10 protein-coding genes are annotated in these 13,353 nt (G+C 69.2%); 7 read left to right on the forward strand and 3 right to left on the reverse strand.

Annotated features, from left to right (window positions below; genetic code table 11):
* Nucleotides 1–139: 139 nt before the first annotated feature.
* Nucleotides 140–3,331 (forward strand): SNF2-related protein, encoded by a 3,192-nt coding sequence (locus QM624_RS03700; protein WP_415088842.1) that lies wholly within the window; start codon nucleotides 140–142, stop codon nucleotides 3,329–3,331.
* Nucleotides 3,332–3,347: 16 nt separating this feature from the next.
* Here the strand turns inward: QM624_RS03700 and QM624_RS03705 are convergent, their stop codons facing one another.
* Nucleotides 3,348–4,811 carry a phosphatase PAP2 family protein gene (locus QM624_RS03705; protein ID WP_415088844.1) on the reverse strand — a complete coding sequence of 488 codons (1,464 nt, stop codon included), beginning with the start codon at nucleotides 4,809–4,811 and terminating at the stop codon, nucleotides 3,348–3,350.
* A 303-nt stretch (nucleotides 4,812–5,114) separates the two neighbouring features.
* Here QM624_RS03705 and hutH point away from each other — a divergent pair, with 303 nt between their 5' ends.
* Nucleotides 5,115–6,665, forward strand: a complete 1,551-nt coding sequence (gene hutH / locus QM624_RS03710) for a histidine ammonia-lyase (RefSeq protein WP_415088846.1) — start codon at nucleotides 5,115–5,117, stop codon at nucleotides 6,663–6,665.
* Between the two features lie 155 nt (nucleotides 6,666–6,820).
* On the opposite strand, the gene QM624_RS03715 is transcribed toward hutH, so the two are convergent.
* Entirely contained in the window at nucleotides 6,821–7,594 is a 774-nt protein-coding gene (locus QM624_RS03715) for an IclR family transcriptional regulator (protein WP_415088848.1), read from the reverse strand.
* A gap of 99 nt (nucleotides 7,595–7,693) precedes the next feature.
* On the opposite strand from QM624_RS03715, the gene QM624_RS03720 reads away from it, so the two are divergent.
* The 5 genes from QM624_RS03720 (at nucleotide 7,694) to hutG (ending at nucleotide 12,856) form a co-directional block, all read left to right on the forward strand.
* Complete coding sequence (locus tag QM624_RS03720; RefSeq protein ID WP_415088850.1) at nucleotides 7,694–8,281, forward strand: hypothetical protein; 588 nt, start codon at nucleotides 7,694–7,696, stop codon at nucleotides 8,279–8,281.
* Entirely contained in the window at nucleotides 8,278–8,817 is a 540-nt protein-coding gene (locus tag QM624_RS03725) for an OmpA family protein (protein WP_415088852.1), read from the forward strand. The genes QM624_RS03720 and QM624_RS03725 overlap by 4 nt, the downstream gene beginning before the upstream one ends.
* Nucleotides 8,818–9,049: 232 nt before the next feature.
* On the forward strand, nucleotides 9,050–10,720 hold the full coding sequence (hutU, locus tag QM624_RS03730) for a urocanate hydratase (protein ID WP_415088854.1): 1,671 nt from the start codon (nucleotides 9,050–9,052) through the stop codon (nucleotides 10,718–10,720).
* A gap of 4 nt (nucleotides 10,721–10,724) precedes the next feature.
* Nucleotides 10,725–11,885, forward strand: a complete 1,161-nt coding sequence (gene hutI, locus QM624_RS03735; protein ID WP_415088856.1) for an imidazolonepropionase — start codon at nucleotides 10,725–10,727, stop codon at nucleotides 11,883–11,885.
* The gene (gene hutG / locus QM624_RS03740) at nucleotides 11,882–12,856 is read left to right on the forward strand and encodes a formimidoylglutamase (RefSeq protein WP_415088858.1); all 975 of its coding nucleotides are present in this window, start codon (nucleotides 11,882–11,884) and stop codon (nucleotides 12,854–12,856) included. Before hutI ends, hutG begins: the two co-directional genes overlap by 4 nt.
* Nucleotides 12,857–12,950: 94 nt before the next feature.
* Here hutG and QM624_RS03745 read toward each other — a convergent pair whose 3' ends face one another.
* Nucleotides 12,951–13,307 (reverse strand): excalibur calcium-binding domain-containing protein, encoded by a 357-nt coding sequence (locus QM624_RS03745; RefSeq protein WP_415088860.1) that lies wholly within the window; start codon nucleotides 13,305–13,307, stop codon nucleotides 12,951–12,953.
* Nucleotides 13,308–13,353 lie beyond the last annotated feature (46 nt).

Consider the following 13,353-nt stretch of genomic DNA (forward strand, 5'->3'; position numbering starts at 1 on the left):
CGGTGCACACTGGTTGACTGGACTCGACCCGGCGCCATGCCGACAACTGCGAAGGGAGGCCACGCTCCGTGCATTCGTTGGCCCTCATCCGATCTCTGTGCCGTCACCTGCTCGTGCTGTCGAAAGGGACGCGCATCGCATGACGGCACCGAAGTATCCGGCGTGGGTTCATCAGCTGAGCGAGCGTGACCTGACCGACCTGTTCGGCGCCAGCACGCTGAGTCGCGGCCAGAGCTACGCCGACGAGGGACGGGTCGGCAGCATCAACGTGGGTTCCGGTGAGACCGGCAGCGTCGTGCAGGCCCGGGTGCGCGGTTCGTCGTACCGGGTGTACCAGACCGTGGTGCGGCATGACGCGGCGACCGGTGAGATCAGCACGTCGTGCAGCTGCCCGGTGCGCATGCACTGCAAGCATGCGGCGGCGCTGGTGTGGCACATGCGGCTGGTCAACGTGCGCGCACTCACCCCGGCCTGGCAACGGGCGCTGACCGAGGTGACGGCCGGCACCAGTTCCGTCGGACGGGGCGAGCCGCTGGCCATGCAGGTGACCCGGACGTCCGGCTCGATCCAGCTGCGGCCCCTGCAGTGGGGGCGTTCCGGGCGTTGGGTGAAGACCGGGGTCAGCTGGGACAACCTGCAATACCCCTGGTCAGGCTCGTATGTGGAGGCCCAGCGTGTCGCGATGGCCGGCCTGGGTCGCACCCGCGATCAGCGCTCCACCTCCAACTACTACTATTCGCGGCGTTCCGATGACCTCGACCTGAGCGAACTCGGGTCACCGGCCTGGTACTGGCTGCGCGAAGTGGTGGCCTCCGGGGTGGAACTCATTCCCGGACGCGACACCCCGCCGGTCCGGCTGGGCGAGCCGGCGCACCTGGTCAGCCGGCTGACCCGCACCGACAACGGCGTCCAGTTGCACACCATCGCGGTGACCGGCGACCTGGAACGGGCCGTCCCGTACGCGAACCTGCTGGGCGACCCGCCGCACGGCTTCGCCATCGAGCACGACCACGAGTTGCTGCTGGTGCCGTTCGCCGAACCGCTCAGCAAGGGCCAGCAGGCGTTGCTGCTGCAGCACGCCCGGCTCGACATTCCGCAGACCGATCTGCCTTCTTTCGCCGCCCAGTTCCGCCCCGCGCTCGGACGGCTGGTGAAGCTCGAAGTGGCCGACGACATCGACCTGCCCGAAACCATGCCGCCGCGGCTGGTGCTGGCGGTCGAGTTCCTGCCCGGCCACGTCGCGACCCTGGCCTGGGCGTTCCGCTATCGCGTCGGCGAGGCCGATTTCGATGTGGAGCTGGAGGCGTCCGGGGCGCAGCCGGTGCAGCGGGACCTCGAGATCGAGCAGGAGCTGCTGGCCTCGTTGCCGGACGGCCCGTGGCCGACGCTGGCTGTGGGTGCCGAACGGCGTCCGGTGGAGCGGGCCACGCTGACCGGTGCGGGCACCGCCCAACTGGCCGAACTCGGGTTGCCGGCGCTGCGCGAAGCCGGCGTGCTGGTCGAGGTCACCGGAACGCCGGTCGAGTACCGGCTCGCCACCGACGCGCCCGAGGTGCAGCTGGCGGTCAGCGACCCCGAGGACGGGGCCGACTGGTTCAACCTCGACGTCCGGGTGAGCATCGAGGGCGAACCGGTCGAATACCGCGAGCTGTTCACCGCACTGGCCACCGGGCAGACCCACCTGATCCTGCCGTCCGGCACCTGGTTCAGCCTGGAACGGCCCGAACTGGAGCAGCTGCGGGCGCTGATCGCCGAAGCCCAGGAGTTGGCGCCCGATGGTGACCCGCAGCTGCGGCTGCGCACCGAGCACGCCGGGTTGTGGGAAGAACTGGTCACCCTCGGCGTGGTGGCCCAGCAGTCCGCCGACTGGCAACGTTCGGTGTCGGCGCTGCTCAACCTCGACGAGCTGCCCGAGATCGCGGCGCCGTCCGGGCTGCAGGCGACGCTGCGGCCCTACCAGGAGCACGGCTTCCGCTGGCTGCACTTCCTGCACACCGCCCGGCTCGGCGGAATCCTCGCCGACGACATGGGCCTGGGCAAGACGATGCAGGCACTGGCGCTGACCTGCGCGTTGAAGGAATCCGGCGACCTGGACCGTCCGCTGCTGGTGGTCGCGCCGACCTCGGTGCTCGGCACCTGGGCGTCCGAAGCGGCCCGGTTCGCGCCCGGACTGACCGTGCGGGTCGTGACCCAGACGGCGAAGAAGCGGGCCAACTCGATCGAGGAGCTGGCCGACGGTGCCGACCTGGTCGTCACCTCCTACACGCTGCTGCGGCTCGACGAGGACGAATACACCGCGCAACGCTGGACGTCGGTGCTGCTCGACGAGGCGCAGTTCGTGAAGAACCGGCAGGCGCGCGGGCATCAGTCGGTGCGCAAGCTGTCGGCACGCACCAAATTCGCCATCACCGGCACGCCGCTGGAGAACAACCTGATGGACCTGTGGTCGCTGCTGTCGATCGTGGCGCCCGGACTGTTCGCCGACCCGAACCGGTTCTCCGAGCGGTACCGCAAGCCGATCGAATCCGGATCCGATCCCGAGGCGCTGGGCCGACTGCACCGCCGCGTCCGGCCGCTGATGCTGCGGCGCACCAAAGAGACGGTCGCCGCCGAACTGCCCGAGAAGCAGGAGCAGGTGCTGTCGATCGAACTGTCGCCGGGGCATCGACGGCTCTACGACCGGCAACTGGCGGCGGAACGCAAGAAGGTGCTGGGCCTCGTCGACGACATGACCCGCAACCGGATCACCATCCTGGCCGCACTCACCACCCTGCGGCAGCTTGCCCTGTCACCGGCGCTGGTGATGCCGGACCAGTCCGCGGTGTCGGCCAAGATCGACACGCTGCTCGAACTGGTGTCAGAGCTGGCCGCCGAGGGACACCGGGCGCTGGTGTTCAGCCAGTTCACCGGCTACCTGGGGCTGGTGCGGAATCGGTTGGACGCCGAGGGCATCGGCTACGCCTACCTGGACGGCCGCACCCGTGACCGGGCGGCACGGATCCAGAAATTCCGCGACGGCGACGACCCGGTCTTCCTGATCAGCCTGAAAGCCGGCGGCTTCGGGCTCACCCTCACCGAGGCCGACTACGTGTTCATCCTCGACCCGTGGTGGAACCCGGCCGCCGAACTGCAGGCGATCGACCGCACCCACCGGATCGGCCAGGACAAGCCGGTCATGGTCTACCGGATGGTCAGCGCCGACACCATCGAAGAGAAGGTCGTCGCACTGCAGGAACGCAAGCGCGACCTGTTCGCCAAGGTGGTCGGTGAAGCCGGTGACCTGGCCGCCCCGCTCACCGCCGACGACATCCGCGGGCTGCTCGAGGTGTAGCGCTCGACCAACGAGGTCAGCCGCGGATCACCGTGGGCGAACCGCCGACGCTGATCACCTTCACGTCGCCGTTCGCCTTCACCTCGACGGTGGCCGACATGGCGGCGGCGAGGTTCAGCCGCTGCCAGGAGCCCGGACCCTTCTTCTTCCGGTGCAGTTCGGTGGTGTCGAGGGCGTGCCCGGAGCCGATCTCGGTCTGGGCCACAACGGCGTTGCGCTGCGCCGTGCTGAGCGACGGGAACGCCGTCCGCAGCAGGCTGTCCGCTCCGCTGGGCACGGACGCCGCGCGTCCCTTCTTCTGCGTGGCGCTGAAGCCGTAGCCGAGCCGCTCGGTGTACGCGATCAGGGCCGTCGTCCGGTTCTTCACGATCTGGGCGCTGCCGCGGGGGATCTTCGCACCCTTGTACGGGTCGTTGGCGTAGGGTGTGTCGTTCGCGATGCAGGTCGCCAGGGCGGCACCGCAGGCCGACTGCAGGTAGTTGACCAGCTCAGTGCGGGCCGGCGTCAGCACCTTGTCGCGGAACGCCTTGTCCGACCAGCGTGCCGCGACCGCGGCCTCGCCGGCCATCCGTCCACCGATCACATCCAGCGGGTAGTGCACACCTAGGACGAGGCGGTTGTTCGCCGCCTCCGACGTCCGGGCCAGAATGGACGGCGCGAGTTCCGGCAGCAGGGTCGCCAGCGTGATGCCGACCGCGTAGGCCGCCCGGGTGTGGCCGCTGGGGAACGAACCGCTGGTGCACATGCTCTTGCTGCCGTAGCCGGCGTCCAGGCTGACGTTCTTCGACGCGTACGTCTTCGTCGTGTCGACCGTGGCCGGCACCCGGGTGATCCGCAGGTTGCTCTTGGACGTCGTCCAGGACTTGCCCTTCTTTCGCAGCTTGGCAAGGGACTTCGCGTTGATCTTGCTGGGTGCGCAGGACGCCGAGTCGCCGCTGACCCGCTTGGAGGTCGTCCGCGACCGCAGGAACGGACGCGGGTAGCCGAACGCGTTCTTGGCCGAACCGGTCGTGACGTAGTCGCCGACCAGGCCGTCGGTGGTGTTGAGCAGCTTGGAGGTCAACGGCAGCTTGCCGGTGAGCCGGCCCTTCACGTACAGCGCGCCGAGACGTTGCCCGAGGCCGTCGCCGAGGGTGATCGACTGGTCGTAGCCGGAGCCGTCGGAGGACAGGTACCTCGAATCCTGCAGGGCGCGGAACTGCTGCGCCTTGGTGGCGTGCTGGTTGACCCAGCTGGCCACCCGGTCATTCCAACTCAGCTGACTGGAGTCGCGCACTGTGCCGGTCAGCTTCTTGGTGTTGGTCGGACGCCACAACTCCCGGTAGCCGACCAGGATCGAGGTCAGATCGGGTTTGTCCTTGTCACTGGCGTATCCCGCGGCCTGCGCGGGCGCCGCCGGTGCGACCAGAGTGAGCGCCGTCGCTGTCGCGAGCGCCGCAACCCCCCACGAGCGGCTGCTTCGCCGACCGAATCCGGGCATCGGTACCTCCTGGTGGTGTCCTTTCAGCCTAACCCGGCGAGCGATGTTGCCGGGGTCGTCCCCGGCCTGGCCGGTCGTCGGTCGCCCGGGCGTGCTTCGGTGGCTTGGCTGATGGCGTCATCACGGTGTGTTTGGTCGGCTTGCCTGATGGCGTCATCCCGGCGAACGCCGGGATCTCTTCTCTTGCGGTTCGCACCTCGGCGCAGGTGCCGACAATATGACTCGGATCCGAGATTGCCTGCTTTGCCCGCTGGATCGACAGGCCCTGCCGCGAAACGGTGGCCATGGAAAGGAGTGCGCTGAATGAGTCAGGGGACGATCACGGTCGGAATGGGTCCGGTGCGCCGCGACGAGGTGGTGGCGGTGGCGCGGCATGACGCGAAGGTGGAGCTTGCTCCGGACGCGTTGACGGCGCTGGCGGCGACCCGCAGCCGCATCGAGGCGCTGGCGGCGTCCGATCAGCCGGTGTACGGGGTCTCGACGGGCTTCGGTGCCCTCGCCACCCGGCACATTCCGGTGGAGCGCCGGGCCGATCTGCAGCGCAGCCTGATCCGCTCGCACGCCGCCGGCACCGGGCCGGAGGTGGAGCGTGAGGTCGTCCGGGCGATGATGCTGCTGCGGCTGTCCACGCTGGCCACCGGCCGCACCGGCGTCCGTCCGGTCGTCGCCGAGACGTACGCCGCGCTGCTGAACGCCGGCATCACCCCGATCGTGCACGAGTACGGATCGCTGGGTTGCTCCGGTGACCTGGCTCCGCTCGCGCATTGCGCGCTGGCCGTGATGGGGGAGGGCTTCGTCCGCGACGCTGCCGGCGAGCGCCGTCCGACCGCGGAGGCGTTGGCCGAGGCCGGCATCGAGCCGGTCACCTTCGCCGAGAAGGAGGGGTTGGCGCTGATCAACGGCACCGACGGCATGCTGGGCCAGTTGATCCTGGCCGCCCATGACCTGGCGCGGCTGCTGCTGACCGCCGATATCGCCGCTGCGATGAGCGTCGAGGCGCTGCTCGGCACCCCCCGGGTGTTCGCCGCCGACCTGCAGGCGTTGCGGCCGCAACCCGGCCAGGCGATCGGTGCTCGGGTGATCACCGCAATGCTCGATGGTTCGGGTATCGCGGCTAGTCACGCCGACAATGCCGATCATGAATACCCGATCGTCCAGGACGCCTACTCGCTGCGTTGCGCGCCCCAGGTGAGCGGCGCCGCCCGGGACACCCTGAACCACTGCTGCTGGGTGGCCGACAACGAGCTCGCCTCCGCGATCGACAATCCGGTCGTCACCCTCGACGGACGGGTCGAGTCCAACGGCAACTTCCACGGCGCACCGGTGGCCTACGCGCTCGACTTCCTGGCCATCCCGGTCGCCGATGTCGCGTCGATGAGCGAGCGCCGCACCGACCGGCTGCTCGACGTGAAGCGCAGCCACGGCCTGCCCCCGTTCCTGGCCGGCGATCCCGGCGTCGACTCGGGCCACATGATCCTGCAGTACAGCCAGGCCGGCATCGTGTCGGAGCTGAAGCGCCTAGCCACGCCCGCATCGGTGGACTCCATTCCGAGTTCGGCGATGCAAGAGGACCACGTCTCGATGGGCTGGGCCGGTGCCCGCAAGCTGCGCCGAGCCCTCGACGGCCTCACCCGAGTGCTTGCCGGCGAACTGGTCAGCGCTGCCCGCGCCCTCGACCTGCGCGAGCCCGACCCGGCTCCCGCGACCGCCGCCGTCCGTGACCGGATCCGCCAGGTCGTCGACGGCCCCGGCCCCGACCGCTTCCTCGCCCCCGAACTGGAAGCCGTAGTCGCCCTGGTCCACGACGGTTCCCTGATCGCAGCCGCCGAGTCCGTCACCGGCCCCCTGGCCTGATCCCGGTACGCGGGGACGGTTCTTTTCGTGCCACAGCCGGGCGATTGTGGAACGAAAAGAACCGTCCCTTCGTGCCAAGCCTGGGACGAAAAGAACCGTCCCTCCGTACCGGCTGACCGTCATCCCGGACTTGATCCGGGATCTCGATGTCGGCGCTACCGCAGGCGGCGGGTGATCTCCTTGGCGCCTGCGACCAGGTGGCCGATCAGTTCGGACGGGTCCCTCAGGGCGATCCGGGAACGCCAGGTGCAGCTCAGTGCCGCGACGGGCTGGTCGTGCAGGTCGAAGATGGGGGCGCCGGCGGAGCGGAGGCCGGCGGCGATCAACTCCACTTCCTCCGACCAGCCCTGCGCTCGTTCCAGGGCGAGCGCGGTCTGCAGGTCGTCGACCGACCGGGGGCCGCGTCCGGTGCGCGAGACGAAGTCGCCCGGACGCGAATACAGCGCACGCAGCTGCGCCGGCGGCAGCTGGGCCAGGATCGCGCGTCCGTTCGCGGTGAGATGTGCCGGCAGCAGGACGCCGACCGCAGTGACCAGCGGAGGTTCGAGTTCGCTCTGCCGCGGCGGATGCTCCTTGAGCAGGTACAGCGTGCTGGCGCCGCGCAGAATGCCCAGGTGCACGGTGATCCCCGCCGCGGCGGCCACGCTGCGCAGCACCGGCCGGGACAACCGCTCCAACTGGTCGTGCAACGTGTACGCCGAAGTCAGCCGGTAGGCGGAGGCACCCAGCGCGTAACCACGAGCCTCAGGCACGTAGACCGTGAACCCACGCTCGGTCAGCACGGTCAGGATGTGGTACATCGACGACCGCGGCAGATCCAGATCGCGGGCGATCGTGGACGCCGGCACACTGCCGGTGCGCTCGGCCAGGTAGCTGAGGATGTCGAGGGCACGGCCCACCGCGGGGGAGGTGCTCGATTCGGTGGCCATGGACCCATCCTGCCGGTTCACCTGCAACGGCGGCCCCAGCGCGATCGTGCGGGTCCGGGCCGGCCTGCCGGCTGAACCGAAGGCCGCTAGGGTCGGCCCATGATTTCGACCCGTGTCGCGACGAGCGTTGTCGCTCTGATTCCGCTGCTCGTCGGCTGCACCATCGGTGGTGGCGACCCCACGCCGACGACGAGCCAGACTTCGGTCGCGCCGTCCGCAGGAGCGACAGCGCCGTCCTCGGTCGAGGCGTCATCGGCAGCCCAGGCCGGCGTCGACCTGACCAACCTGCCCGCACCGATCGCCTCCGCCACCATCGCCGCAAAGGTTGACGGCGACCCGAACGCCAAGCTGACGATCCACCTGCACCAACTGCGCCGCACCGGCAAGGTGGTCACCGCCACCTTCTCCTTCCAGGTGACCTCGACCGCGGCCGAATCCGACTCGCTGTTCGACTACATGAACAAGCAGGTGTGGTGGCCCTACCTGGTCGATACTCAGAACCTCAAACGTCACGACGTGGTCGTCGGGGGCGGGGGGCGCGCCAAGACCGATGACCTGACCCCGTTCGCTCCCGGGCAGACCCTCTACGCCTACGCGATGTTCGCCGCACCGCCACAGGACGTCAGCACCGTCGACGTGCAGATGGTCGGCGGCGCCCCGACCGCGACGAACGTGCCGATCACATGAGGTCGCGGTCGATCGCGGTGGTCGGAGCCGCCACGGCCGTCCTGCTGTTCACCGGATTCGGGCCGCCCGATCCGAACGGCTTCAGCGACGCAGACCTGACCAAGAGCATTTCGTCGCTCACTCTGAACGTCGACGACCTGACCACCAACATCACCGATGTCGCGGAGAAGACACGGGTCGGCAGCGACGAGCTGGTCACGCTCAAGTCGGACATCCTGTTCGCCTTCGGCAAGGCCACCCTGAGCGACCCGGCGCAGGCGAAGATTCGCACGCTGATGGAGGACGTGCCCAAGAAGGCCCGGCTGTCCGTGGCGGGGCACACCGACTCGGTCGGCTCGACGTCGTCCAACCAGAAGCTGTCGGAGGCACGCGCCAAGGCGGTCGCGTCGGTGATCCGTGCTGCGCGTCCCGATCTGAAGCTGACCGTCGCCGGCTACGGCGAGACGCGTCCGGTAGCGGCGAATACGGCGGGTGGCAAGGACAATCCCGAGGGACGGGCGAAGAACCGACGCGTGGAGCTGCGCTACCGGGCCTGAGTGATGCATCGTCGGTTGGGGAGGGGTCTCGACAAGCTCGACCAACGGAGGTGCGATTTTCGTCATCCCGGCGAACGCCGGGATCTCCGCAGCGACCGTCCGGTCCGATCGAGATCCCGGGGCAAGCCCGGGATGACGAGTCGCACCACCGTCTCGGATATGAGACGTACGACCTGTCCTTGCTGAATCGAGGCGCGCGCCGTCCGATCCTGGAAGGGAGAGGAGACCACCGATGACCACTTCCGGACCCCGTCCCGTTCGCGCCCCCCGAGGCCTCGAGTTGCATGCCCGCGGCTGGCAGCAGGAGGCCGCGCTGCGCATGCTGATGAACAACCTCGACCCCGAGAACGCCGAGCACCCCGACGACCTGGTGGTCTACGGCGGCACCGGACGCGCGGCGCGTTCCTGGGAGGCGTTCGACGCCATCGTCCGCACGCTGGAGACGCTGGCCGACGACGAGACGTTGCTGGTGCAGTCCGGCAAGCCGGTCGGGGTGTTCCGCACCCATGAATGGTCGCCGCGGGTGCTGATCGCCAACTCGAACCTGGTCGGCGACTGGGCCAACTGGGAGCACTTCCGCGAACTCGAGGCCAAGGGCCTGATGATGTACGGCCAGATGACCGCCGGCTCGTGGATCTACATCGGCAGCCAGGGCATCCTGCAGGGCACCTACGAAACCTTCGGCGCGGTCGCCCGCAAACGCTTCGGTGGCACCCTGGCCGGCACCATCACGCTGACCGCCGGACTCGGCGGCATGGGTGGCGCGCAGCCGCTCGCAGTCACCATGAACGACGGCGTGGCGATCTGCATCGACTGCGACGAGAGCCGCATCGACCGTCGGATCGAGCACCGCTACCTCGACGTCAAGGCCGCCGATCTGGACGACGCGATCGCGCAGGCCAACCAGGCCAAGGCCGACCGGCGTCCGCTGTCGATCGGGCTGCTCGGCAACGCCGCCCACCTGGTGCCCGAGCTGCTGCGCCGGCATACCGCCGGCGACATCACCATCGATGCGGTCACCGACCAGACCTCGGCGCACGACCCGCTGGCCTACCTGCCGCTGGGCTACGAGTTCGCCGAGATGAAGGCCCGCGCGGCCGCCGATCCGGAACAGTTCACCCGCGATGCACAAGCGGCGATGGCTGCTCACGTGGCCGCCATGGTCGGCTTCCAGGACGCCGGCGCCGAGGTCTTCGACTACGGCAACTCGATCCGCGACGAGGCCCGCAAGGGTGGCTTCGACCGGGCCTTCGAGTTCCCCGGCTTCGTGCCCGCCTACATCCGCCCGCTGTTCGAAGAGGGCCTCGGCCCGTTCCGCTGGGCGGCGCTGTCCGGTGACCCCGAGGACATTCGCAAGACCGACGCCGCGATCCTCGAACTCTTCCCCGAGAACGAGCACCTGAAGCGCTGGATCACCATGGCCCAGGAGAAGGTGTCCTTCCAGGGACTGCCGGCCCGGATCTGCTGGCTCGGCTACGGCGAACGGCATCGCGCCGGGATTAAGTTCAACGAAATGGTGGCCGCCGGTGAGATCGGCCCGATCGCGATCGGACGCGACCACCTCGACTCCGGTTCGGTCGCCTCGCCCTACCGGGAGACCGAAGCCATGCTCGACGGTACGGACGCGGTGGCCGACTGGCCGCTGCTGAACGCCCTGGTCAACACCGCATCCGGAGCCTCCTGGGTGAGCATCCACCACGGCGGCGGCGTCGGGATGGGCCGCTCGATCCATGCCGGACAGGTCTGCGTCGCGGACGGCACCGAGCTGGCCGCGCAGAAGCTGGAGCGGGTGCTGACCAATGACCCGGGCATGGGCGTCATCCGGCACGTCGACGCCGGGTACTCCCATGCGGCCGACGTGGCGCGCGAGCGGGGCGTCCGGATCCCGATGTGGGAGGACTGATCCCGTGAGCCTGCTGATCGACAACATCGACTCGCTGGTCACCAACGACCCTTCTCACGGTGGGTTGCTGGGAGTGATTCCGGACGCGGCCGTCGTGGTTGACGACGGCAGGGTCGCCTGGGTCGGCGCCCGTGCCGGGGCGCCGGACGCCGACGAACGCCTCGACGCTGAGGGACGCGCGGTGCTGCCCGGCTTCGTGGAGAGCCACAGCCACCTGGTGTTCGCCGGTGAGCGGGCCGAGGAGTTCGCCGCCCGGATGGCCGGACAGAAGTACGCCGCGGGCGGCATCCGCAGCACGCTGGCCGCCACCCGAGCCGCCTCGAACGCGGCGTTGTCCGCAAATGTGGCGCGGCTGCTGGACGAGTACGCGAAGCAGGGCACGACCACCGTCGAGATCAAGTCCGGCTACGGCCAGAGTGTGGTCGACGAGCGCCGCAGCCTGGACGTCGCCCGTAGCCAGAGCCCGTTCACCACATTGCTGGCGGCGCATGTCACGCCGCCGGAGTTCGCCGGCCGGGCCGACGACTATGTGGCGATGGTGGTCGAGGAGATGATCCCGGCGTGCGCGCCGCTGGCGTCCTGGATCGACGTGTTCTGCGAGCAGGGCGCCTTCGACGCCGACCAGTCCCGGGCGGTGCTGACCGCCGGGCAGGCCGCCGGGCTCGGCGTCCGGGTGCACGGCAATCAGCTGCACCAGGGACCGGGCATCCAGCTGGCCGTCGAGTTGGGGGCGGCGTCGGTGGATCACGTGTGTCACACCGACGACGCCGACATCGAAGCGCTGGCGGCCTCGTCCACGGTGGCGACCCTACTGCCGGCCGCCGACTTCTCCACCCGCAACAAATACCCGGACGCCCGTCGGCTCTGGGACGCCGGCGTCACCGTGGCGTTGGGCGCCGACTGCAACCCGGGGACGTCCTACACGACGTCCATGCCGTTCGTGATCGCGCTCGCGGTGCGCGACCTGCACCTCACCCCCGACGAGGCGGTCTGGGCGGCGACCGCCGGCGGAGCGCGAGCCCTGCAACGCGACGACATCGGCGTGCTGCGGCCCGGTGCCACGGCCGATCTGGTGGTGCTGGACGCGCCCAGTCACCTGCACCTGGCGTACCGCCCAGGCGTCCCGATGGTGCATGCGGTGCTGAAGGACGGGGTGCTCCGGTGACCGGCCAGCGGGTGCCGATCGACCGGCTCCCATCGGCCTGGTCGGGCCGCGACGACGGTCCGGGTGCCGAGCACGCCCGCTGGCACCACGTCGTCAAACCCCTCCCTAACTACTTCAGCCCTCCCGTCGACGGCAGGGCAGAACTAGTTAGGGAGGGCTTTAGCGGGCCGGCGGTCGTCGGGTTCGCCAGCGACGAGGGCGTGCGCCGGAACGCCGGACGGGTCGGTGCGGCTGAGGGGCCGACGGCGATCCGCGCGGTGCTGGGTGGGCTCGCCGACCCCGGCACTGTGGTGGTCGACCTGGGTGACGTGGTGGTCGACGACGGCGATCTCGAGGCCGGCCAGTCACGGCTGGCGACGGTGGTCGCGGACGTGTTGCACGCCGGTGCGCTGCCGGTGGTGCTGGGCGGCGGTCACGCGGTCGCCTACGGCAGCGGTTCGGGTTGGGTGTCACGGCGCGACGAGACCTGGGGCGTGCTCAACCTGGACGCCCATCTCGATCTGCGGAAGGCCGAGCATGCCACGTCCGGGACGCCGTTCCTGCAACTCGCGGACGACCTGGCGGCGCAGCAGCGCCGGTTCCACTATTCGGTGATCGGGCTCAGCCGGCCGAGCAATACCCGCACCCTGCTGGACACCGCGGACCGGCTCGGTGTGGCGATTCTGGACGACGTCGACACCGACGCCAGTTCCGCCGTCGCAGCCGCGCAGGCATTGCTGGCCAAGGTCGATCGGGTGCATCTGACCCTCGATCTGGATGTGCTGCCGGCGTCGGTCGCCCCCGGGGTGAGCGCCCCCGCGGCGTTCGGTGTCCCGATCGCGGTGGTGCTGGCCGTGCTGCGCACAGTCGCGGCGTCCGGAAAGCTGGGGCTGTTCGAGGTCGCCGAGCTCAATCCGCGGTTCGATATCGACGCCCGGACGGCACGTACCGCGGCGCGCTGCGTGGATGAGGTCGTCCGCCACCTGGCCTGAGTGCTCGCCCGTTCGAAAGTGGGACGAAAAGAACCGTCCCCGCGTACCGGGGACGGTTCCTTTGGTTCAGCAGAGCGGATCGAGCGCAGAAGCGTCAGCGCTTCTCGCAGGCGATGCCGTCCTTGTCGCGGTCGAGGCCACGGTTGTAGCTCATCGCCTCGTTGTAAATCTTGGTGGACTTCTTGAAGTTCGTCACTCGCTTGCCACTGGTCTTGTCTTTGGCGCCTGACTTGCCGACGCCGTGCTTGTACTTCTTGTTCAGCGAGGTGCAGTTCTTGTACAGCTTCTTCTTTGCGGAGGTCTTCGCCGCCATCGGCAATGCGACTGCGTTGACCCGAGCTGCGTTGACTTGAGGTGCGGCTTCGGCGACGGCTGAGTTCAACCCGCCCAGCGGCAGGGCCACCAATGTGCAGCCGATGGCGATGGAAACAGCCCCGATGGCTTTGCGCATGATTGTTGGTTCCCCCCGGAATCCCCGTAGCAACAGATCTTGTCGC

This window comes from Micropruina sp., assembly GCF_047606365.1.
GTDB lineage: Bacteria > Actinomycetota > Actinomycetes > Propionibacteriales > Propionibacteriaceae > Micropruina.